18 protein-coding genes are annotated in these 22,475 nt (G+C 49.2%); 10 read left to right on the top strand and 8 right to left on the bottom strand.

The window, feature by feature from the left end:
* Positions 1-344 precede the first annotated feature (344 nt).
* Positions 345-533 carry a cold-shock protein gene (locus tag ABIE10_RS05050; protein WP_071600303.1) on the top strand — a complete coding sequence of 63 codons (189 nt, stop codon included), beginning with the start codon at positions 345-347 and terminating at the stop codon, positions 531-533.
* A 339-nt stretch (positions 534-872) separates the two neighbouring features.
* The gene (locus ABIE10_RS05045) at positions 873-1,043 is read left to right on the top strand and encodes a hypothetical protein (RefSeq protein ID WP_230852500.1); all 171 of its coding nucleotides are present in this window, start codon (positions 873-875) and stop codon (positions 1,041-1,043) included.
* A 203-nt stretch (positions 1,044-1,246) separates the two neighbouring features.
* Here the strand turns inward: ABIE10_RS05045 and ABIE10_RS05040 are convergent, their stop codons facing one another.
* Complete coding sequence (locus ABIE10_RS05040) at positions 1,247-2,332, bottom strand: FUSC family protein (protein ID WP_080858655.1); 1,086 nt, start codon at positions 2,330-2,332, stop codon at positions 1,247-1,249.
* A 1,301-nt stretch (positions 2,333-3,633) separates the two neighbouring features.
* Between ABIE10_RS05040 and cspG the strand changes: the two genes are divergently transcribed.
* The 4 genes from cspG (at position 3,634) to ABIE10_RS05020 (ending at position 4,729) form a co-directional block, all read left to right on the top strand.
* On the top strand, positions 3,634-3,846 hold the full coding sequence (cspG, locus tag ABIE10_RS05035) for a cold shock protein CspG (protein ID WP_016152690.1): 213 nt from the start codon (positions 3,634-3,636) through the stop codon (positions 3,844-3,846).
* Positions 3,847-3,856: 10 nt separating this feature from the next.
* Positions 3,857-4,045, top strand: a complete 189-nt coding sequence (locus tag ABIE10_RS05030; protein ID WP_103766489.1) for a cold-shock protein — start codon at positions 3,857-3,859, stop codon at positions 4,043-4,045.
* 73 nt (positions 4,046-4,118) lie between these two features.
* Entirely contained in the window at positions 4,119-4,349 is a 231-nt protein-coding gene (locus tag ABIE10_RS05025; protein ID WP_019076503.1) for a hypothetical protein, read from the top strand.
* Positions 4,350-4,555: 206 nt separating this feature from the next.
* Entirely contained in the window at positions 4,556-4,729 is a 174-nt protein-coding gene (locus tag ABIE10_RS05020) for a GnsA/GnsB family addiction module toxin (RefSeq protein ID WP_016152691.1), read from the top strand.
* 262 nt (positions 4,730-4,991) lie between these two features.
* Here ABIE10_RS05020 and ABIE10_RS05015 read toward each other — a convergent pair whose 3' ends face one another.
* Complete coding sequence (locus tag ABIE10_RS05015; RefSeq protein WP_350185928.1) at positions 4,992-5,108, bottom strand: YnaM/YnfT family protein; 117 nt, start codon at positions 5,106-5,108, stop codon at positions 4,992-4,994.
* A 318-nt stretch (positions 5,109-5,426) separates the two neighbouring features.
* Between ABIE10_RS05015 and ABIE10_RS05010 the strand changes: the two genes are divergently transcribed.
* Together ABIE10_RS05010 and ABIE10_RS05005 are read left to right on the top strand one after the other, a co-directional pair.
* Positions 5,427-5,591, top strand: a complete 165-nt coding sequence (locus ABIE10_RS05010) for a YnfU family zinc-binding protein (protein WP_175299807.1) — start codon at positions 5,427-5,429, stop codon at positions 5,589-5,591.
* A 156-nt stretch (positions 5,592-5,747) separates the two neighbouring features.
* Complete coding sequence (locus ABIE10_RS05005; RefSeq protein WP_429154932.1) at positions 5,748-14,330, top strand: GH36-type glycosyl hydrolase domain-containing protein; 8,583 nt, start codon at positions 5,748-5,750, stop codon at positions 14,328-14,330.
* A gap of 19 nt (positions 14,331-14,349) precedes the next feature.
* Here the strand turns inward: ABIE10_RS05005 and ABIE10_RS05000 are convergent, their stop codons facing one another.
* Positions 14,350-14,583, bottom strand: a complete 234-nt coding sequence (locus tag ABIE10_RS05000) for a hypothetical protein (RefSeq protein ID WP_029139493.1) — start codon at positions 14,581-14,583, stop codon at positions 14,350-14,352.
* A gap of 153 nt (positions 14,584-14,736) precedes the next feature.
* Between ABIE10_RS05000 and ABIE10_RS04995 the strand changes: the two genes are divergently transcribed.
* Entirely contained in the window at positions 14,737-14,913 is a 177-nt protein-coding gene (locus ABIE10_RS04995; RefSeq protein WP_213083733.1) for a YnfU family zinc-binding protein, read from the top strand.
* A gap of 502 nt (positions 14,914-15,415) precedes the next feature.
* On the opposite strand, the gene potB is transcribed toward ABIE10_RS04995, so the two are convergent.
* Positions 15,416-16,279 carry a spermidine/putrescine ABC transporter permease PotB gene (gene potB, locus ABIE10_RS04990; RefSeq protein WP_016150058.1) on the bottom strand — a complete coding sequence of 288 codons (864 nt, stop codon included), beginning with the start codon at positions 16,277-16,279 and terminating at the stop codon, positions 15,416-15,418.
* A complete protein-coding gene (gene potA / locus ABIE10_RS04985; RefSeq protein ID WP_047501985.1) occupies positions 16,263-17,399 on the bottom strand; it encodes a spermidine/putrescine ABC transporter ATP-binding protein PotA in 1,137 nt (378 codons plus the stop codon). Before potA ends, potB begins: the two co-directional genes overlap by 17 nt.
* Before the next feature lie 250 nt (positions 17,400-17,649).
* Between potA and pepT the strand changes: the two genes are divergently transcribed.
* The gene (gene pepT, locus ABIE10_RS04980; RefSeq protein WP_047415361.1) at positions 17,650-18,876 is read left to right on the top strand and encodes a peptidase T; all 1,227 of its coding nucleotides are present in this window, start codon (positions 17,650-17,652) and stop codon (positions 18,874-18,876) included.
* A 104-nt stretch (positions 18,877-18,980) separates the two neighbouring features.
* Here the strand turns inward: pepT and roxA are convergent, their stop codons facing one another.
* The 3 genes from roxA to phoP form a co-directional block, all read right to left on the bottom strand.
* Positions 18,981-20,102 (bottom strand): [50S ribosomal protein L16]-arginine 3-hydroxylase, encoded by a 1,122-nt coding sequence (gene roxA, locus ABIE10_RS04975; protein WP_429154928.1) that lies wholly within the window; start codon positions 20,100-20,102, stop codon positions 18,981-18,983.
* A 92-nt stretch (positions 20,103-20,194) separates the two neighbouring features.
* Positions 20,195-21,658 (bottom strand): two-component system sensor histidine kinase PhoQ, encoded by a 1,464-nt coding sequence (phoQ, locus tag ABIE10_RS04970; RefSeq protein ID WP_016152698.1) that lies wholly within the window; start codon positions 21,656-21,658, stop codon positions 20,195-20,197.
* Positions 21,658-22,329: a two-component system response regulator PhoP gene (gene phoP / locus ABIE10_RS04965; protein ID WP_046274776.1), complete on the bottom strand. Its 672-nt coding sequence runs from the start codon at positions 22,327-22,329 to the stop codon at positions 21,658-21,660. Before phoP ends, phoQ begins: the two co-directional genes overlap by 1 nt.
* Between the last annotated feature and the right edge of the window lie 146 nt (positions 22,330-22,475).

Here is a 22,475-nt window from a genome sequence, read left to right as displayed (position 1 = left end):
CTGTCAACATAAAGCTGAACAGATGTCTGAGTCTAATTATTGGGTAGAACAGTTGAAATGATTATTTTATAAATGTCATTTGTTGTTTTACCTCTGTAGTTTTTCTTGCACGCTTAAGTGCATTCGTAAAAGCTAACAACATCCCAAAAATCGCTGGTGCTATAATATAAAGAAAATTATATTATTTTAGATTCCTCATGTGAACTGATAAGAAATATTTATTTTTTATTGCTTTTAATAGTGAGTTGTAACCTGATGCTGAAAACCAAGAGAAATTATTAGTTAAATAGATCTTTTGGATATCACTGCGGTAGTGAGTGTTGTAGCAAATAAAGGCTAACATCATGACCGACCATATTTATTTTAAGTGCCCTTGTTGTCATGGGTCACAGTACAGAACTTCCCATTTTGATGTGACTGAGAAAAATCCCTTTGGTGCAAAGTGTATTTTTTGTAAATCCTCAATGATCACACCTGATAACTATGCGCCATATACTTCCAGTAAATCAAATGAACAGGTGTTGCGAAAGTAACATTTGGCTCTGACCTTCCAGTTAAGGCGGCAAGATTCATTATGGCCGGGCACTGGTTTAAGTCCAACAAGGGCCGCCAGTCAGCTACTACCTCATCGAATTGAGCGGGCGACTTTTGAACTTGCAGGAGACGAGGGTTTGATCCTCTATGGTTACACCATGAATAAAAACCTCGTTCTAACGGGGTTTTGTCATTTCAGGGTTATCCGTGCAACATACAAGTAAGTTGGGCAAAGAATTGTATTTTTTGTTTTGCTATTAACATCATGTCTGATGTGTAACGGTATTACTAATAACCATATAAAGGGCAACGCATTGAGAATCATACAAAACCATATTATGGCCCAGGAAATTGGTGAAACAGTTATCCAGCTACTTGAAAATGGCAAAAGGGTTACGACAGGGAATATCATTGATTTGCTCGAACGGAAAAGTCATGCCTTGCACGGTCAAAAGGCCGATGAGATAAGAGAAATATTGATATTTATCAGGAAAAAATCGGTTCTGTAAACGTGTTATAAATCACCTACGGTGCTCACGGATTATGGTTTCTCAATCAAAGACCTACTGAGAGGCATCCAGCCTGGTAGTGCAAAACTCTTCTTTTCTGGCCCACATAATAAAATGGGCCTTTTTCATTACTAAAAGATAGGTTGTGATATCTGGACGGTGTGAGGCAATAATGATTACATATTTGTCGATTGACATTGAAATCAATTATTTTCTTTAAGCGCTTTTGTGATTAGGGTTGATAGTGCTTCAAGTTGGATAGCAAGCTGAATGCTCAACCAGACATATCCGTGAACGGCGCTTTCAATGATTTCCTCGCCCTCATTGGCGAGTAAAAGACAATGCAACTCTTTAGTAATTTCGAGAAGATGCTCGCTATTTGATGCTATCGGCGTTGGGTTTCCTTCATGCAAGGCATGTGCGAGGGTGTTGAGGGTGCTACGGGTCATTTGTTCCATATCTGACAGCGTGTGAGTATTCAATATGAGAAATCGACTGCCACGGGATGCCCAGTGGGCATTTATCTGAAATTTTTGCGCCGCTATCATATCGCGGGTTATCGATTGAATATCTTCAAGTAGACTCTTCGCAATCTTTGTTTCTTTATTTACTGGTGTAATAAGACTGCGCATTTTTACTACATTATTCAGCGCTCGCGTTTGAAGTTTGGTCATTCTCGGAGGCGCAAGAACGTTTCGGGAGACTCCCGCAGTTGTTATTTTTAGATAATCAGAAAGAAAGTCAGCAAGTTGTATACGCCAGTTAATGAATGCTCTTTGGGGAAAAATGCTGGTAAACAACATCGCCAGAATGCATCCTATAATAATGTTGGTACTTCGCCACAATGCTGTTTGTAAGTCTCCTGCAGGAGCGCTGCTGACAACCGCCAGCGTGATACCAATCAATAATGCGGCATAGGGACGTTTACTCATGGCCAGAAAACCACAAAGGAAAGCTGCGCATCCACACCACAGCATCATCATAGTGAGAGAGTACATTTCAATGTGTAATGCGATGATCCCCAAAATCGCACCCCCTACAGTTCCCGCCATACGTTCAAGTGCCCTGGGTATCACATTGCCCATGTAACTAATTGGTCCCATGACCACAACCAGTGTAATCAGGGGCCAGGAGTGGTCTGGTAAATTCAACATTCTTATCAGTAAGAAAGTTATAACAAATGCTAAAGCAATACGGATCCCATGAACTACGCGATAGTTGCGGTAAATCTTAAGTTCTAAAGGACTTATCGGTTTATTCCGTTCAATGGAAAAAATATTGTTTTTCATTGGTTAAAATCTTTAACATAGACAGAATTATAAAGAAAGTTCAGATACACACTGAAAAAATAATCTCGTCTTACTTTTTTAACTTATAAAAAAGGAGGGCGATGCCTGATATAGGTTATTGTTAATCAATTGCTAATGCAGTAGCGAAAGAAGACGTAATTTTTAATACCCACAATATCTGTGGATTTGCCATTATGGTGGTAAGCGGTTCTACACATCTTGAGTGGCCCCTGACTTAAATTCAACATGTTGACTTTGACAGATATTAAAAAGTTGTGGACTTCCAAAATACTGGTTAGCATGTATAAAACGTTTTCTTTTACAGGTTGTTATAAGGCTAATCAAAACAGGTCAGATGGTGTCTGTGCACGGCTTTATATCAGCAACGGTATCATTATATTAATAACAATGCACTTTGATGAGCTAAGGCCCGGACCAAAGCTCATGAAATATAAGTTCTGGCTACATTAGATGGAAGCAGTACACAACCTATTCATGTGTTATCGAAAAGCAACTACGTAAACAGAAAGTGCAAGTGCGAGAAATATCCAGTATTGAGAATGGTAATGGAAAAGTTTGAGCATAAATATCCTCCACAGATTCGGTTCCTAATTAATGGCAGATTTAAATGTCAACAACAAACAAAAAAGCATGGGCATTGATTGTTTGATTGTTTCATATTGTTTCAGTGATGCGCTATGACGGTGCGTTTGCACCAACAATAGGATTTTTGCATTGTTATGGTGAGCTTAGTGTCAGCCGGGCATTAAGACGCGATCAATCTACTGATAAATATAACCCAGGCAGCCATATGCGGCTTTTTCTATCCTGTCTGACACTCTTTGCCAGCTGCACACCGGTACAACAAATCTTGCCGTTCCTGCCAAAAGCAAAACAGCAGGAGCTGACGTTGTAATCCTCTCTGATATGCTCGGAAATTTCGTGGTAGAAGCTAAATATTATGCTGAGATGGAGGAAATACTACTCTTCCGTGAGTCAAAATCCCTGAAAACTTAGGGTGATAGATAAAGGTCTTAAGCAGCATGACATAATTTTCGATTTAAGCTATTTAAATTCATTTTTATGATAAGAATCATGTGCGATTTCCCTATAGAACTAAATCTTGCTATGTTTGGTTAATCATGCGTTAATGAATTCTTGGTTTGTAACGAATTTATCTAAAGCAAGTGCTGTATTAATTTTATTTCTTGTTCCTGTTGAGATTTCCTTGCTGGCTTTTCTCTCTGATGATTTTTTTCGGACCATTCTACCCAAGGGCTTACTCAAGAAAGGTAATAATTATGTCTAATAAAATGACTGGCTTAGTTAAATGGTTCAATCCTGAAAAAGGTTTTGGGTTTATCACCCCTAAAGATGGCAGTAAAGATGTGTTTGTCCACTTTTCTGCTATCCAGAGTAACGATTTCAAGACACTGAATGAGAATCAGGAAGTTGAGTTTAGTGTTGAACAGGGACCTAAAGGCCCCTCAGCAGTTAATGTCGTGGTTGTATAAGGTAACTGTTATTACACATCATATTCACTTCAGATGCCCGTGTTGCCACGGATCTCAGTACAGAACGTCGAGCTTTGATGTTACTGAAAAAAATCCTTTCGGAGCAAAATGTATTTTTTGCAAATCGGTAATGATTACATTTGACAATGTTGCGCTATACATTCGTTCTGGTCAGACTTCGTTAGATTTTAGAAAATAAAGTTCAGGTTCCTTATGGAGCCTTTTTTGTATGCTAAACCGTTCATCTCTGTACGAACCATCACGGTATCATTATGAAAAAAGTAATCGTTTTTTTTAACTCAGAACCGGCAGTTGTTGTATCCGTAATGAAGGGAATTACTTCAATAATGCGTGAGTTTCCCAATGGGGAAAAAGCACACCTGTCCGTGATGTCAGCAGGATTTCCATCTCTGACAGGAGACCATAAAATAGTTTATGTTGCCTCTGATCGCGATGTCAGTTCCGAAGAGATTCTCGAGGCAGCATCGAAGCTTTTGAAGTGACATCTGATTGTTTCTTTACCGACCAAGATAGTAGTCCAGTGGTTTGCAGATGTTTTGCGCTTTTCTTGTATGAAGATTGTACTGCAACCTCTTGATTATTGAGTCTTTCCATTCTATCTTTTAAACATGTCAGCGCTGTTATAAGTGCTCCACGGGGAATGTTACATACTTGGCGTTGATACGTTAGAGATCAAGAGAGGTAAATAATGAACGTCGAAGAGTTAAAAACAAAAACTGAAGCGGATATTTCTGAATTCATTACAAAAAAAATTGTTGAACTCAAAAAAAAGACAGGCAAAGAAGTTTCCGACATCCAGTTTACTGCTCGTGAAAAAATGACTGGGCTTGAAAGCTATGATATTAAAATTACATTGATCTAATTGTTAAAAGACCCAGCTTGAATGAAAAGCATTATCTTAAAAGGTAATGCTTTTTTATTGCTGTCAAAAAATTTGGATGTTGTCAAAACCTTCATTTTTAATCATAGAGACAAGGCCTGACTTTTTAATGGGGCCTTTCCGATGCCAGTCCGCGCTATCGGGCTACTGCTGGCTCAGGGCAGGGAATGCACTTGTCGGAAATTTCGTGGTCAGTGGGTATCACATTGAGGGGAGTGGGATGACGTAGTAGCCTGCGAATGGGTTAATTATCATTTCGGTCGGGATTGTTAGATAACCCAACTCCTACTTTTACCGCAGCAAACAACATAATGCACAGAGCGGTAATGACGGTAAATACCAATGAAAGGCTGGTAATCATAAATTTTCTTCATTTCAGATGGATTTGATTATTAGACTAAGGCATAAAGGAAAAGTTCAGGGTAAATATCATAGTATTTCCCGGAAAAAATATCGAAGCGGGTCATTGTATACCAGAGCGGGCTGCAGGGAGCCGTATCCAAGAGTGGCGGGTCAACGGTCTCAACGGCCCCTGTGGCTGCAAATATCTATCTTGGCAAACGTCGTCATCTACCCTGTGATATCCCCCTTTTGGATAAAGAATAGGACGATAAATTAAATGGTTAAATTTTATCCAAACGTGGTACAGTGAATCTCATTCATCGAAAGGGTAATCACCATGTCTCTCATCGATTACGCAATGAAGTACCTCGGCGGCGTATCGACGACTACTGTCATCTGCCCGGCCTGCGGCTTACGTTCATCCCAATCTATTTCTAAAATTCGCCTTAAGCAGACAATGCTGTGTCCTGGCTGTAAAACACTGTTTGTTTCACCACGATAACCCTGACACTTAGTTGCACCTAAACCCGGTGTTCTATACTTAAGTCAAATCCCGGCAGCTGTTAAATCCCTGATGCCTTACGCCCATCCTGAGAGAACGTTTCTGAACTGATTTCGCAACTGCTCCTGCATGCTAACTCTGCATCAGAGCAATGCTATGAAAATGAACCCCAGGGCGTGGTTTAACCGCTCCCATATTCCGATGAATGCTACCGAAAGCGTAACGTTTTCGGCGAACGATCCTGCCGGTGAAAGCACGCTGCAGTCAGAACTCTTTTCGACCGCCCAGATGGAACGCTACGGTCAGAAGCTCGCACGGACCCATAAATTATCGCCGGATAAACATCCTTATTATCTTCTAAAAAGACTCGGCGAGAATGAGGCCATCATTACCCAAAGCTGTTATGAGCTTAACGCGGGTAAAAAGACCAGCATCATGCCTGCCGGGGAGTGGTTGCTGGACAATTATTATCTGATTGAGGAACAAATCCGCACTGTCCGCCAGCACTTGCCGAAAAGCTTTGGTAAAGGTCTCCCGTCGCTGATGTCGCCGCTGAATTGCCCACGAATTTACAATATTGCATCAGAGGCCATTGCTCACGGTGACGGGCGCTGGGATGCCGCCAGCCTGACCAGCTATCTCACCGCCTATCAACAGGTGACCCCGCTGACATTAGGTGAAGTCTGGGCGTTACCGGGAATGCTGCGCCTGGCGCTGATTGAAAATCTTCGTCGTATCAGTATCGAAGTGATCAAAGCGCAGCAGGACAGAACGCTGGCCGATATGTGGATAACAAAGATTTTCGGATGTGCAGAGAATGCCCCTGGCGATTTAATCATGGTTGTTGCCGATATGGCACGCTCCCGACCTACGTTAACCAGTGCGTTTGTCGCAGAGCTGGTGCGGCGTCTGCAGGGGCATGGCAATGCGCTGTCGTTACCTCTGACCTGGGTTGATCAGTGCCTTCGGGAACAGGGGATCACCACCGACGTTCTCATACATAATTTCAATCAACAGCTTGCCGCCAGCCAGCTATCTGTCAGTAACAGTATCGCGGGCCTGCGATTACTGAGTGAAACGGATTGGGCTGATTTCGCCGAAACGATAAGTGTCGTCGAACAGGCATTACGCAATGATCCTGCCGGTATCTATCCTCGGATGCACTTCAATACCCGGGATCATTACCGGCACGTTGTTGAGGTACTGGCCAGAGACAGTGGTCTCAGCGAGCCTGAAGTTGCTGACAGGGTGCTGACGCTTTCAGGAAACAGTGCTCCCGATACACTGGAATATCATGTTGGTTATTATCTCGCAGGCGAAGGTCGGCAGGCGCTGGAAATTCATCTGTTAGCAGACACCTCAAGGCTCATGCGCCTGCGGCACAGTTTCAACAGAATAACCCTGCTGTCATGGCTTGGAAGCCTGGCGTTGTTGACAACCGCAACGACCGCGGCAATTTTGCACGAAACAGCCATGCAGGGCGCAGACTGGTTGTTGATCGCGGTGATATTCCCTCTGATTATCGCTGTAACTCAGTTGATGAGCGATTTACTCAGTGACGCCACTACCCGTTTTCGCGTTCCTCGCCCCTTGCCGCGGATGGATTTCTCAACCGGCATTCCCCCTGACAGCGCCACTCTGTTAGTCATCCCCTGCATGCTGACCAGCCACGCAAGTTTCAGCCAACTCCTCACCAGTCTTGAAGTCTGCTGGCTGGGGAATGAAAACGAAAATCTCAGGTTTGCGCTGCTCACTGATTTCGCTGATTCTGTAAATGAACCCTCGCCGGAAAGCCAGATGCTGCTCAGACAGGCGATCGCCGATACGCAGGTGCTGAATCGCCGCTATCCCTCCAGCCGCCCGCGTTTTTACCTGCTACACCGCCAGCCTGAATGGAACCCCGCTGAAGGAACGTGGATGGGCTATGAACGCAAGCGGGGAAAACTGGCGTTACTGAACAGTTGGTTGCGCCATCCGGGGACACAATTCGTCAGCATTGCAGACATGCCTGCTAACCTTTTACCGGGCCACATTAAATACGTCATTACCCTGGACAGTGATACGGTGCTGCCGCGCGATACGGCGCACAAACTGGTCGCGACAATGGCGCATCCGCTGAATACGCCAGAGTATGATCCGGTACGCCAGAGGGTTGTCAAAGGATTTGGCATTTTACAACCCGGCCTTGCGGAGGAGATACCACGCAACGGTCAGGGACGTTACGCCGCCATGCGCAGCAGCATACCGGGCAATAATCCCTATTCGATGATGTCGTCGGATATCTATCAGGATCTTTTTGGGGAAGGATCGTTCGTGGGCAAAGGGATTTACGATGTTGACATTTTTATGCAGGCCACGGCCAACACCTGCCCGGAAAACCTGGTTCTCAGCCATGATCTACTCGAAGGATGCTATGCACGTTCGGGTCTGCTCAGTGAGGTGTTACTCTATGAACAGTACCCGAATAATTATCTGTCGGATGTTGCACGCCGTTCACGCTGGATCCGGGGTGACTGGCAACTGCTTAACTGGCTGAAACCACGTGTCAGAAGAGCCGATGGAACCCGGACCAGGAATCCGCTGACCGCGCTTTCTTACTGGAAATTACTTGATAATCTGCGTCGCAGTCTGGTCGCCCCCTCATTACTGGTATTGCTGTTCTTCACCCTGCTTGGGGTACCTAATCCGGTTTACTGGCTGGGCTTACTGTCGCTGATATGGCTGTTGCCAACCATCCTCTGCATCACCCATGACCTGCTGCATAAACCTCTGCGTCGCCGCCTGAAGCCGCATCTGTTACTGGTAGGGGCGGGTGCGCTGAAGCGTTTGTCAGGTATCGGCCTTAATTTTGCGATACTGCCGCACGAAGCCGGATATTCGCTAAAAGCGATCGCCGTGACGTTATGGCGATTGGGGATCAGCAGGCGTCACCTCAGCCAGTGGGTCAGCCACAGCCAGGACAGCAATCAGGCCGGCCCCACTGTCGCGCGTTTTTATCAGGCGATGTGGCTGAATGTTGCATGTGGTGTGATGCTGATAATTCTGACCGGACAATTTGCTCCACAACTGCTGGGGATTGCGTTGCCGATCGGTTTGTTATGGTGTGTGGCACCGCTGCTGATGAGCTGGCTGAGTCGCCAGCCTGCGCGTAAGGTGTTTTCGCCCAATCCGGAACAAAAACAGCTGTTGCGCCAGACAAGCCGTGAAATCTGGGCGTTTTTTGAAACCTTTGCCACAGAAAAAGAGAACTGGCTTCCGCCTGATAACTACCAGGAAATACCGCAGCCGACGGTGGCCCATCGAACTTCTCCTACCAATATTGGCCTTTCCCTCATGGCTAACCTGACGGCATGGGACTTTGGCTACCTGCCCGGCGGGGAAGTGCTCCGGCGCGTGTCGCTCACGCTCGACACAATGGATAAAATGGAGCACTACCGGGGCCATCTCTACAACTGGTATGACACTCGTACGCTGGCCCCCCTCAGCCCACGCTATATCTCAAGCGTCGACAGCGGCAACATGGCAGGGCATTTGTTGACCCTGCGTGCAGGGCTGTCCGCCATGCGTCATCAGCCAGTTTTAAATCGCCAACAGATACTGGCAGGACTGAACGATACGCTGGATATTCTGGAAAAACAGTGGGGTCAGAACCCGCCTGACAGCTTGCGGTTGCTGCGAAAACACTGCCTGAGCGCGGTGTCGCTCTCTCCGCAGACATTTTTCAGCGAGCTGAAAAATATGCGCACCCAGTGCAATCACCTGAACACGCTATGCCATCAGGGATCTCCTCTTCAGATGCGTTGGGCAGGACATCTGGAGCATCAACTGGTTCAGCTTTGCCATGAGTGGTCGCTGCTGCTTGGCTGGTTACCTGCATCCTGGAACGAACAGACGCTGCCGACTTTGTGCGAGCTTGCCCGCGCAACATTTACTGGTGTAGGAACCCCCCCGGCGTCAGCGACGGAGCAGGCCCGGATGCGACTCAATATTATCACTGAACTTGAACAACGGCTGGATGAGCATGCCCGGATGGATTTCGCCTTTCTGTATAGCGAAGCAACCAGTCTGCTCAGTGTTGGCTATAACTGTGACACGAATATGCCTGACAAGAGCCACTACGATCTTCTGCCGTCTGAAATCCGCCTGACCAGCTTTCTTGCCATTGCCACTAATCAACTGCCTCTTAAAAGCTGGTACGCGCTGGGGCGACTGTTCACCACCATTGACAATGAAACCGCCCTGATGTCATGGAGCGGGTCAATGTTTGAATACCTGATGCCGAATCTGGTAATGCCCACCTGGCCTGGCAGCCTGCTCGATGAAATGAGTCAGTCGGCGGTTATGCGCCAGATTCATTGGGGGAAAGAACGCGGAGTACCGTGGGGCGTTTCAGAGTCTGGTTATCATGCTTTTGATGTTCAGCATAATTATCAATATCAGGCATTTGGTGTGCCGGGTCTCGGCCTGCGCAGGGGGCTTGCTGATGACATGGTTGTCGCCCCTTACGCCACACTGCTGGCGTTGATGGTCTCGCCACAGAAAGCCTGTGAGAACCTGTTCAGGCTGCAAAAAAATGGCGCACATGGTGAATACGGTTTTTATGAAGCGCTGGACTATACTCCCTCTCGCCTCGCAACCGGTCAGCTCTATGCGGTGGTTCAGTCCTGGATGGCGCATCACCAGGGCATGGCGTTTCAGGCGCTGGCTCATGTGCTACTTGACGCCCCGATGACTGAACGCTTCATGTCCAGTACGGTCTTCCGATCAGCGAGCCTGCTGTTACAGGAACGCGTGCCGGATGCGGTCGATCTGTACAGCCCACGCCGTCATTTTGAATCTCATGAGGGCAGGGTCAAACCCGTTCGCTATGAACCCCGTATTTTCTATGGCGTGGACACGCCAGCCCCGGATATTCAACTGCTGTCCAACAACCATTATCATCTGATGTTGACCACGGGCGGCGGCGGCTATAGTCGCTGGAATAATATTGCGCTTACGCGCTGGCGCAGTGATACCACCCGCGATAACTGGGGAGCATTTTGCTATATCCGCGATATACAGACGGGGAATGTGTCGAGCAATACCTGGCAACCGACAGCCCACACCAGCGGGCATGACGAGGAAGTGATATTCACCGATGCGAGTGCTGAATTCAGACGCACTTTCGATGGGCTCAGCGTCAAAACTCAGGTTGTGATCTCCCCGGAGGATGATATTGAGTTGCGACGACTCACACTGATTCATCGTGGTCGCCAGCCTCGCTCTCTGGAACTGACAACCTATGCCGAAGTAGTACTGGCGCCTGAAGCCAGCGATCTGGCACACCCGGCATTTAGCAATCTGTTTATTCAGACGGAACTGGATCCTGAGCGTGACGCTATTCTTTGCCACCGGCGCCCGCGTTCCCCGGGTGAAGCGAGTCCCTGCCTGTTTCACATGATGGTGGTGCATGGCGATAACCGTCATAACGTTTCGTTTGAAACAGACAGGGCAAAATTTCTTGGTCGTGGCAGAAACCCTGCGGATGCCCAGGCAATAAAGACAGGCGGGGCGCTCAGCAACACGTCGGGGTCAGTGCTGGATCCGATCCTGGCAATACGCCACACCATCACTCTGCAGCCGGGGCAGCCGGTCACGATTGATATCATTTATGGCATCAGCGAGACCCGCCAGCAGAGCCTGGCGTTGCTGGAAAAATACCGCGATTACCCTATCGCTGATCGCGTCTTTGAACTGGCCTGGTCTCACAGTCTGGTGGTGTTACGCCAGATGAACGCCAGTGAAGATGATGCCACTTTGTTTAATCGTCTTGCCAGCGCGGTGCTTTACCCTGTCCAGGAGCTGCGCGCCGAAGGCCAGGCGATCAGCCGCAACCGGCGTGGTCAGTCCGGTCTGTGGGGCTGGGCAATTTCAGGCGATCTGCCGATAGTGCTGATCAGTATTACCAGCGAGGAAAGTATTGCCTCAGTGACCACACTGATTCAGGCGCACCGTTACTGGAGACAGAAAGGGCTGGATGTTGATTTGGTTATCCTGAATAACAGTCCCGGCGGCTACCAGCAGGGCTTACAAAATCAGATTATGGACTTAATTTATGCCGGGTCTGAAGCCAGCCTGCTGGACAAAACGGGCGGTATTTTTGTTCGTAATGGCGAGCATCTCTCTGCTGAGGATAAGTTGCTTTTGATGAGCGTGGCCTGTCTTTATCTTGATGACCGCACAGGCAGTATTAATGAGCAGCTTAATCAGCGTACTCACACCCTTAAACCTCAGGCCAGAGCACTCATTCCACGGGCTGTACGCGAGCGTAATCAACATACGGACTGGAGTCCCGATATCAGTCAGTTATGCCATTTCAATGGGTACGGTGGATTTTCTCAGGATGGTCGGGAATATCAGATTGTCCTGCGGGAAGATGCGCAGACACCGGCACCCTGGTCAAACGTACTGGCAAATGCCCGTTTTGGCACTGTGATTTCAGAGGCGGGACAGGCCTACTCCTGGTATGAGAATGCACATGAATACCGGTTGACACCGTGGGAGAACGACCCGGTGAGCGATCGCAGCGGCGAGGCGTTTTATCTGCGCGATGAAGAGAGCGGTGAGTGTTGGTCACCGACGGCCTTACCTGTTCGCGGACATGGTGATTACCTGACCCGCCATGGTTTCGGTTACAGCGTGTTTGCCCATCGAGAGAGTGGTATAGACAGCGAGCTGACGGTCCTGGTTGCCGAAGAGGCGCCGGTTAAACTGGCGCTCCTGACGCTCAGTAACTCTTCGGGGCGGACACGCAAACTTTCCGTCACCGGCTATGTGGAGTGGACGCTCGGAGGAACACGAACTCGCTCAGCCCCTCACATTGTGACTCATGCGGCCAGACCGCCTGGCGGCTGCGGAGTGCTGGCGAACAACTTTTATGGTGATAACGGTAGCGGTCGTACTGCCTTTTTTGCCGTCAGCGGTAATGACTGTTCGTTGACCGGGGATCGCCGGGAGTTTATCGGTCGTAATGGTTCTCTGCACGCCCCGTCGGTCATGAAGCTACGCAGGCTTTCAGGTAAAACGGGCGCCGGTCTGGATCCCTGCGGGGCAGTACAATCGGCGGTAACATTAATTGATGGCGATCAGAGGACGTTTATTTTTATCCTCGGCGCAGAGGAGAATCATATTCGAGCTCAGGAGACGCTTGCCCGTTATATGAATGAGGAGACGGTCCGCGAGGAGCTGAACCGGGTTCACAACCACTGGCACAATGTGCTCGATAAAATCGCGGTTAACACCCCCGACACATCGGTAAATTTACTGGTGAATGGCTGGCTATTGTACCAGACGGTAGCCTGTCGCCTGATGGCTCGCAGCGGTTACTACCAGTCCGGCGGCGCATTTGGTTTTCGCGATCAACTGCAGGATACGCTGGCGCTGAGCCATGCTGATCCGAACCGGATGCGAGAACAGATAATCCTCTGTGCATCACGGCAATTTATTGAGGGTGATGTACAGCACTGGTGGCACCCGCCACACGGCAACGGGGTGCGCACCCGCTGTTCCGATGATTATCTGTGGCTTCCGCTTGCCGTTTGCCACTATGTTGAAACGACGGGGGATATGGATGTACTGGAAACACGTATTCCTTATCTGGAGGGACGTCCGCTTCAGCCTGGTGAAGAGTCTGCCTATGATACGCCGGTGATCAGCGGTACCGAAGAGACACTCTGGTTACACTGCGTCAAAGCCATTAAGTATGGACAACAGTTCGGGGAGCATGGTCTGCCGCTGATGGGGGCGGGTGACTGGAATGACGGCATGAACCGGGTGGGGATCGACGGCAAGGGTGAAAGCGTCTGGCTGGGCTTCTTCCTGTTCGACATTTTGCAGCGGTTTGCGGCGCTGGCTGATCGCAGGCTGGATGAAAGCGTCGCCTCAATGTGCCGTTCACAGGCTGTACGCCTGCAAAGCAATCTCGAAGCCCACGCCTGGGATGGTGAATGGTACCGGCGTGGATATTTTGACGATGGTACTCCCCTGGGGTCGAAAGCCTCACAGGACTGCCGGATTGATGCGATTGCCCAGAGCTGGTCAGTATTGTCCGGGGCCGCTAGCCTGGGACGGTGCGCAAAGGCCATGCAGGCGCTGGATAAGCACCTTGTGGATAGCGAGGGGGGACTGATAAAACTATTGACGCCGCCTTTCGATGGGCACGGTCCAAATCCGGGTTACATACAGGGCTACCTGCCTGGTGTGCGGGAAAACGGAGGGCAGTATACACATGGCGCTATCTGGGCTGTGATGGCATTTGCCCGAATGGGGAATGCCGATCGTGCCTGGCAACTCTGGTCCATGCTCAGTCCGATAAATCATACTCTGAATGTGAACTCAGTCGGGATCTATAAAGCCGAGCCTTATGTCATGAGCGCTGATGTCTACAGCGTCGCTCCCCATATCGGACGTGCCGGATGGAGCTGGTATACCGGTTCATCAGGCTGGGCCTGGCGTTTACTTACCGAGGAATTACTGGGGATAAAACGTTCCGGTGCTGACCTGACGGTTCATGCCCGGTTGCCGGATGGGTGGCCGTCTTTTTCTATGGCTTATCAATATGGCGAAAGCCATTATCAGATTAGTGTCTCACGCGGCGATGCAGAATATCGCGTTACACTGGATGGTGCTCTCCTCCCTGATGACAGAATACCGCTGCGGGATGATGGACAAAACCATACGGTTGAGATTATTCAGAACTGACACTGAGTCCAGACGCGCATTAACGTCTGCCGTTAATGCGCTGATTATCCCTGAGAACCTCAATCGCTGTCTGCATGGCGATTTTGTCATCTCGTTTTTTTTGCTTGTCCTGCATGACCTGAAGGTATTCCAGCAAAGTTCGGGTATTAATAGGTCGGCCCTGTTTTCCCACTGCCAGCACGGCTTCGCCAAGAATAATTTTCACTGGTGGCAACTGGGCTGGGTACCAGTCAAGGGTGTCTTCTGATTTCATGATAAATTTCTCACGGAAGGGTATTATATCATAAATCAGACGTTTAATTTTCAATATCTGATCTCCTGATTTAATCATAAATTAACATAACTTAAGCCAGTTATTTTTATATTAAGGCGTATAATAATTACTGTGTTCCTCAGAGAATTATTTATGTCTTATACAAAAGGACTCAGGCACTTTAAAGAAAGACCGGTGCATGTTGCCTGCCCGGTATGCGCATACAGAGCCGATCAGAAAGCAGGTAAACTAAGAAAAGATGCGGTTCTGGAGTGCCCTGCCTGCGGGCTGTTGTTCAGACCATCAGAATGCTGGTGTATCGGCGGCTGATCGGCTTCTGCCACCTAACGTGAGTGATGTTGGGAAATGACAATATTGCTCCTGTACTGTAGTTTGAGAGGATATGATGATGAAATCTAAAAAATCTATTTTTATTGAAGGACATATCCTTTCGAACAGCTGTCATGGGCAGGTTGGTCAATCTTTCTGTATCCACAGGGCCAGGTTTAATAATGGTAAATATGCGATTATCCGGGAAGCATCAGGAATATGTTTCAAGCCTGGCGAAATTATTCAACGAAACGATTGCGAGTGGTTTTATAACCTTACCAAAATTCGCCTTCTCTCATTTGAGTACCTTGAAGATGATGAATCCAGAAGACAATTTCTTGAATATCGATAATAAATTCATGCGTATCATGACGGCATAATTTTGCGGGTTTACAATTCCTTTCTGATTTTACAAATCTTATCCCCGTTCCTGACCTGGCATGCAGTTTACTTGAGGGTAAACTGCATGCCATGATTATTTTAACTTTTTGAGTAATATCGGTTAACTATCAATGTCGCTAACCTTCTTGTTCAGCAAGCGGGAGGCGCGCCAGTAGATCAGCAGCATCAGACCCATGACGATGGTCAGCGTAATGCTGGTGGCAGCACCGAACGGCCAGTCGCGGATGTTCAGGAACTGAACTTTAATCACGTTGCCAATCAGCAGGTTTTTCGCCCCGCCCATTAAATCGGAAACGTAAAACAGCCCCATTGCGGGCAGCATAACCAGCAGGCATCCGGCGATAATTCCCGGCATCGTTAACGGAATAATGATGCGGGTGAAGGTCTGAAGTTTACTGGCGCCCAAATCGCGCGCGGCTTCCAGCAGCGGTTTATCGAGCTTTTCAATGCTGGAATAGAGCGGCATCACCATAAACGGCAGCAGGATGTACACCAGGCCGATAATCACCGCGCTGGGGGTAAACATGATGCGAATGGGGGTATCGATAACGCCGAGCCACAACAGAAATTCGTTGAGGTAGCCCTTGGTACTGAGGAATATTTTGAGTCCGTAGATGCGAATAAGCGAGTTGGTCCAGAACGGAACAATCAGCAGGAACAGCAGCAATGGACGCACTTTTTCCGGCAGTTTCACCAAAAACCAGGCAAACGGATAGCCGAGCACCAGACAGGCGAGCGTGGCAATCAGCGCCATATTGAGGGAGTGAACCAGTACCTCAAAATAGAGCGGATCGAGCAGGCGTGTATAGTTTTCCAGCGTAAAGACCATTTTGACGAAATTGGCGTCGTCGCGGGTCAAAAAGCTGGTGCCGATGATCATCAGGTTGGGCAGAAAGACAAATAACACAAGCCAACCGACAATGGTGACGATCACCACACTCTGGAATTTACTTGTGTTCTTCATCAGCCAGTACGACCTCCCAGCTTTCTACCCAGTTAATCGCCATTTTCTGGTCGAGAGAGTGGTCAAAGTCAGGATCGTCTTCGTTGAAGAATTCACTGACCATCACCATCTTGCCATTTTCCAGTTCCACAACCGACTCCAGCGTCATGCCCTTGTAGTTGCGTTCACGCACGTAGCCGATCAGGCCTTCGATATGATTGTCGTCGTTGATTTCATCAACGCGCAGATCTTCAGGGCGTAACAGGACGTGCAGCTTCTGTCCGGGAATCACCGCGAAGTTGACATAAATATTGCACTCACGACCTTCAACGTTAGCACGAACGCGCTGTTCGTCCAGACGTTCTATCACCGTCGCGTTAAACATATTGATCTCACCGATAAACCCGGCGACGAACAGATTTTTCGGCTCTTCGTAGATTTCGCGCGGCGTACCATCCTGCTCAATCTTGCCATCGCGCATCACCACGATACGGTCTGACATGGTCAGCGCCTCTTCCTGATCGTGAGTGACAAAGACAAAGGTGATACCAAGCTTACGTTGCAGCGCTTTCAGTTCGTTCTGCATCTGCTTGCGCAGTTTGTAGTCCAGCGCAGAGAGAGATTCGTCTAACAGGAGTAAACGGGGTTTATTGACCACCGCTCGGGCAATCGCTACGCGCTGCTGCTGTCCACCGGAGAGTTGATGCGGTTTTCGCTGGGCGAACTCTTCCAGCTGCACCATGCGCAGAGCTTCGGTAACGCGCGGGGTAATGTCGGCTGCGGGCGTTTTTTGCATGCGTAAGCCAAAGGCCACATTCTCAAATACGGACATGTGGGGAAATAACGCATAGCTTTGGAAGACGGTGTTCACGTAGCGGTTTTCCGCAGGAACGTGAGTGATGTCCTGGTTGTCCAACATGATATGACCGGAATCAACCGTTTCCAGACCGGCAATCAGGCGAAGAACGGTTGTTTTACCGCAGCCAGAGGGGCCAAGCAGCGTGAGAAACTCGCCATTATTGATGGTCAAATCCAGGCTGGAAATCACCTCTTTGCCATCGAAACTTTTGCGAATTCCCGCTAATTGCACCAGTGGAGAAAGCGAACGCGGTTGTTTATTCAATTTTTTACTCTGTCCCATGTAAACGCAACGGATGGCTGACCGCTGCGGGGTTCGTGGTTAACCACCTTGATGACTCTTAATGAGGGCCGTTATTCTACGGCAAACCATGGTAATCGCCAATCCTTGTTGCGAATTACTGACTTAGCCCTATAGTCAGAGGGGATGTCAGGGCGAAATATTCTCACTTGCGGGGATAAAAGTGACCTGACGCAATATTTGTCTTTTGTTGCTTATTGATAATGTTGTCACAAAAAGTGAGGGTGACTGCATGGATAAACTACTTGAGCGTTTTTTACACTACGTGTCGCTGGACACCCAATCAAAATCGGGCGTGCGGCAGGTACCCAGCACCGAAGGACAGTGGAAGTTATTACAACTGCTCAAACAACAGCTCGAAGAGATGGGGCTGATTAACATTTCATTGAGCGAAAAGGGGACGCTGATGGCCACGTTGCCCGCTAACGTTGCTGGCAATATTCCCGCGATCGGCTTTATTTCCCATGTGGATACCTCACCGGATTTCAGCGGTAAAAACGTTAATCCGCAAATCGTTGAAAACTATCGCGGCGGCGATATTGCGTTAGGCATTGGTGATGAAGTTCTGTCGCCGGTGATGTTCCCGGTGCTGCATCAACTTCTGGGTCAGACGCTGATCACCACAGACGGTAAAACGCTGCTGGGCGCGGATGATAAAGCAGGCGTGGCGGAAATCATGACCGCGCTGGCGGTGCTCATCCAAAAAGATATTCCGCACGGTGATATCCGCGTGGCCTTTACGCCGGACGAAGAGGTTGGTAAAGGGGCGAAGCATTTTGACGTTGCGGCATTTGATGCGCAGTGGGCCTATACCGTTGACGGCGGTGGCGTGGGAGAGCTGGAATTTGAAAACTTCAACGCCGCGTCGGTTAATATCAAAATTGTCGGCAACAATGTCCATCCCGGTACCGCAAAAGGGGTGATGGTGAATGCGCTGTCGCTGGCTGCTCGTATTCATGCTGAGGTTCCGGCAGACGAAAGCCCGGAAACGACGGAAGGCTACGAAGGCTTTTATCATCTGGCGAGCATGAAAGGGACGGTCGATCGGGCGGATATGCACTACATCATCCGTGATTTTGACCGCAAGCAGTTTGAAGCGCGCAAACGCAAGATCATGGAGATCGCCAAAAAGGTCGGCAAAGGGTTACACCCGGATTGCTATATCGAACTGGTGATTGAAGACAGCTACTACAATATGCGCGAAAAAGTGATTGAGCATCCGCATGTGCTGGATATCGCCCAGAAGGCGATGCGCGATTGCGATATTGAGCCGGTGCTGAAACCTATTCGTGGCGGCACCGACGGCGCGCAGCTGTCGTTTATGGGGTTACCGTGTCCGAATCTGTTTACCGGAGGCTACAACTATCATGGTAAACATGAGTTTGTAACTCTGGAAGGAATGGAAAAAGCGGTGCGGGTGATTGTACGTATTGCGGAGTTAACCGCAAAGCAGCAGTAAATTTATCGATAGATGCCGGATAGCGCTTCGCTTATCCGGCCTACAGTATTTCACTCCAGAAGGCCTGATAGGGCGCGCTAGCGTCGCATCAGGCACCGTTCGTATTATCCTTCGAAGAACCAGTATCCGCTGTTTACCAGTGCGGCAAGCATGGCAAGGAAAGACGGATCTTCCAGCGCATCCTCAAAGTTCTCGGCCGTCAGAACAATATGGCTGGCAAGCGCTTCCAGGGCAGGGCGATGCGGTGAATCAATTTTCTCACCGTTGGCGTAGACGTCATCGCCGATGCGCAATACGCGCAATCCGCCCAGACGCACTAACACATCCCCTTGCTTCAGGGCATCGTAAATTTCGTCTGGCTGATACGGCGGCTCCGGTGGAGCAGTATCCAGCTCATGACGAGACTGAGAAATAAACTCGCCAAACCACTGCTGGAAATGTTCCGGCTGATTAATCAGTCCAAGCATCATTTCACGCAGCTTGTCCATTTCCTGCGGCAGAACGTCAGCCGGATGATCGCGCGGCGGCAGGTCAGGATCGCTGTAATACGTGCTGCCCAGCTCACGTTGCAAAACGTAATCGGCGAAGCCGCTGATCAGTTCGCGGGTATTTGGCGCGCGGAAACCGACCGAATAGTTCATGGCGTTTTCCAGCGCATAGCCTTCGTGCGGGAATCCTGGTGGAATGTACAAGATATCGCCGGGTTCCAGCTCTTCATCGATGATGGCTTCAAACGGGGCGACCTGCAGCAGGTCCGGATGAGGGCAGTGCTGCTTCAACTGCAGTTTTTCGCCCACGCGCCAGCGACGTCGCCCGGTTCCCTGAATGATAAACACATCGTACTGATCAAGATGTGGGCCAACGCCGCCGCCGGGGACAGAGAAGGAGATCATCAGATCGTCAATCCGCCAGTCCGGCAGTTCGCGAAACGGACGCATCAGCGCGGCGGTGGGTTCATGCCAGTGATTGACCGCCTGTACCAGCAGCGACCAGTTGTTCTCGCCGAGATGATCATAGCTTTCGAACGGACCGTGGCTAACCTGCCATTTACCGTCCTGATGGCTGACGAGTCGGCTGTCGACTTCGCTTTCCATTGCCAGTCCAGCCAGTTCGTCAGGAGAGAGTGGATCAATAAAGTTGTTAAACCCACGTTTTAAGACCACCGGGCGTTTCTGCCAGTGGCGTTCAAGAAAATCGGGCCAGTTAAGTGTGAGTTGGTATTCCATAATGAGCATCCCGCAGGCTGGTATCTGCAACCGATTATAACGGATACTTAACCGCAAGCGGGAAATCAGTACATATTTATTACATGCGGCGATTACTCGTCTATCTGCCCCGGCTGCTGGCGGCCAAAAATAACTTCCATGCGCGCGCCACCCAGCAGGCTATCGCCTGCAATAATCTGCCCGTCATACTGTTCGGTGATTTCTCGCGCCACCGCCAGTCCAACGCCTTGCCCTGGTCGTAGCGTATCGACACGCTGTCCACGGTCAAACACCACTTCCCGTTTGCTTTGCGGAATACCAGGACCATCATCTTCAACCAGAATGTGTAGCTGATCCTCGGACAGATGCGCTGAAATTTCGACAAACTCCAGACAATATTTACATGCGTTATCCAGCACGTTGCCCATCACTTCGACAAAATCGTTCTGTTCGCCCACAAAACTGATTTCGGGTGAGATATCGAGATTTATGTTGACGCCTTTACGCTGATACACCTTATTTAGCGCCGAGGTGAGTTTATCCAGCAACGGCGCGACCGGATGCAGTTCGCGGCTAAGCAGCACGCTGCTGCCACGCATGCTGGCGCGATGCAGGTAATAGCCAATCTGCTGGGAAATACGGCTGATTTGTTCCAGCATGATGGGTTCCGCGTCGCTCACGTTCATTTTTTCATTACGCATCGAGCGGAGCGTACTCTGTAATACCGCCAGCGGTGTTTTCAGGCTGTGGGTGAGGTCTGTTAACGTCGTACGGTATTTGTCGTAGCGCTCGCGTTCGCTTTTTAAAAGTCGATTAAGATTGCGGACCAAGCTGGTCAGTTCGCGCGTGGTGGCGGGGTTTAACATCTCTCGATGATGTTCCTCAAGCTCACGGACTTCACGCGCCAGCGATTCGATAGGCCGCAGACTCCACCAAGCGGCTACCCATAACAGCGGAATGACCAGCAACAGATTGGCGACCAGCACATAAATAAACCAACTCCAGACCATATACGAGCGCTTTAGCTCAATAGGAATGGTATCGACAACCACTATGGTCAACTGTGGCATTCTGGCAGTGGCGGGGTAGACGTTCACGGCGACCGAGTGGGTCATTTCGGCATCGTCATCATCTTCCCTGACTTCTTTTAGCTGCTGCTGAGCGGAATGATCTTCGCCCAGTAAGGTGCTGGTGGCATCTACATTGGCTTCAATCTCATGAAAACCGTTCGCTTTTAGCCATTCTGGTTGGATACTGTGCGTCAGCCAGGGAACATTGCGCTGCGCCCACAACAACTCACCGTCTTCGTTATAGATCAGCGACATTGTTGGGCTTTGCATATCGAGATTCTCGGGCAGCTCGACGTTTATCTTACCGTTCTCCCATTTTGCCAGGGTATAGAACAGGTTACTTTCGCCCCGCAGCAGGCGGAACGTTGTTTTATCAAAGCTGACGCTGTAACCCACCAGGGCAACCATGCCGTAGGCCAGCGAAAGCACCAATACCACGCCTGCGGTTGCCAGTAAAAAGCGCAACCGCAGTGATAACGGGAAAAAATGACGCAATAATTTATTCATTAGCGCAGTTCAAAAAGATATCCCTGGCCACGCACGGTGGTGATGACATCATTCGGGTATTGCGCCTGTATTTTTTTACGCAGACGCCCCATCAGAACATCAATGGTGTGGCTTTCACGCAGCTCGGCATCCGGGTAAAGCTGTAACATGAGCGAATCTTTACTGACCACTTTGCCGTTATTACGGATAAGTGTTTCCATAATGGTGTATTCGAACGCCGTGAGCTTGATAACTTCATCATTGACGGATAACTCGCGCCGAGAGAGGTCCACCTGGAAAGGAGGAAGAGAGATAATCTGCGATGCCAGACCGCTGTTGCGACGCATCAGTGCCTGCATGCGCGCAGCCACCTCTTCGATATGAAACGGTTTTGTGACGTAATCGTCGGCTCCGGCGCTGAGTACTTCCACCTTGTCCTGCCAGCCTTCACGCGCGGTTAACACCAGAATCGGCAACGAAACCTCATTGCTGCGCCAACGGCGGATCAATGACAAACCGTCTTCATCGGGGAGTCCTAAATCAACGATCGCGATATCCGGCAGATGTTCATTCAGATAATAGTCCGCTTCCTTCGCATCTTCTGCATCATCCACCTGATGCCCTAAATCCTGTAACTGAACCTTGAGGTGGTGGCGTAATAAAGCATTATCCTCGACAACCAGTACGCGCATCATCGTTTCTCCCTAAAATAACGGTATAAATAGTTTAACGCTGATTATGTGGCTGTGGGGATAAACATTTAATAAACCGCGGGAAGGGAAGCATTTCGCTCATGAAATAAAAAGCCGGATAAGGCAATAGCCTCCATCCGGCTAAA

Origin of the sequence: Citrobacter sp. 506 (assembly GCF_050434985.1) — a bacterium.
GTDB lineage: Bacteria > Pseudomonadota > Gammaproteobacteria > Enterobacterales > Enterobacteriaceae > Citrobacter > Citrobacter braakii.
This window is presented reverse-complemented; position numbering and strand designations above follow the sequence as displayed.

Excerpts from the sequence above, each read along its gene's own strand:
- ABIE10_RS05050 (WP_071600303.1), top strand. The coding sequence starts at position 345 with ATGACCGACCATATTTATTTTAAGTGCCCTTGTTGTCATGGGTCACAG.
- ABIE10_RS05045 (WP_230852500.1), top strand. The coding sequence starts at position 873 with ATGGCCCAGGAAATTGGTGAAACAGTTATCCAGCTACTTGAAAATGGC.
- ABIE10_RS05040 (WP_080858655.1), bottom strand. The coding sequence starts at position 2,332 with ATGAAAAACAATATTTTTTCCATTGAACGGAATAAACCGATAAGTCCT.
- cspG (WP_016152690.1), top strand. The coding sequence starts at position 3,634 with ATGTCTAATAAAATGACTGGCTTAGTTAAATGGTTCAATCCTGAAAAA.
- ABIE10_RS05025 (WP_019076503.1), top strand. The coding sequence starts at position 4,119 with ATGAAAAAAGTAATCGTTTTTTTTAACTCAGAACCGGCAGTTGTTGTA.
- ABIE10_RS05020 (WP_016152691.1), top strand. The coding sequence starts at position 4,556 with ATGAACGTCGAAGAGTTAAAAACAAAAACTGAAGCGGATATTTCTGAA.
- ABIE10_RS05015 (WP_350185928.1), bottom strand. The coding sequence starts at position 5,108 with ATGATTACCAGCCTTTCATTGGTATTTACCGTCATTACCGCTCTGTGC.
- ABIE10_RS05010 (WP_175299807.1), top strand. The coding sequence starts at position 5,427 with ATGTCTCTCATCGATTACGCAATGAAGTACCTCGGCGGCGTATCGACG.
- ABIE10_RS05005 (WP_429154932.1), top strand. The coding sequence starts at position 5,748 with ATGAAAATGAACCCCAGGGCGTGGTTTAACCGCTCCCATATTCCGATG.
- ABIE10_RS05000 (WP_029139493.1), bottom strand. The coding sequence starts at position 14,583 with ATGAAATCAGAAGACACCCTTGACTGGTACCCAGCCCAGTTGCCACCA.
- ABIE10_RS04995 (WP_213083733.1), top strand. The coding sequence starts at position 14,737 with ATGTCTTATACAAAAGGACTCAGGCACTTTAAAGAAAGACCGGTGCAT.
- potB (WP_016150058.1), bottom strand. The coding sequence starts at position 16,279 with ATGAAGAACACAAGTAAATTCCAGAGTGTGGTGATCGTCACCATTGTC.
- potA (WP_047501985.1), bottom strand. The coding sequence starts at position 17,399 with ATGGGACAGAGTAAAAAATTGAATAAACAACCGCGTTCGCTTTCTCCA.
- pepT (WP_047415361.1), top strand. The coding sequence starts at position 17,650 with ATGGATAAACTACTTGAGCGTTTTTTACACTACGTGTCGCTGGACACC.
- roxA (WP_429154928.1), bottom strand. The coding sequence starts at position 20,102 with ATGGAATACCAACTCACACTTAACTGGCCCGATTTTCTTGAACGCCAC.
- phoQ (WP_016152698.1), bottom strand. The coding sequence starts at position 21,658 with ATGAATAAATTATTGCGTCATTTTTTCCCGTTATCACTGCGGTTGCGC.
- phoP (WP_046274776.1), bottom strand. The coding sequence starts at position 22,329 with ATGCGCGTACTGGTTGTCGAGGATAATGCTTTATTACGCCACCACCTC.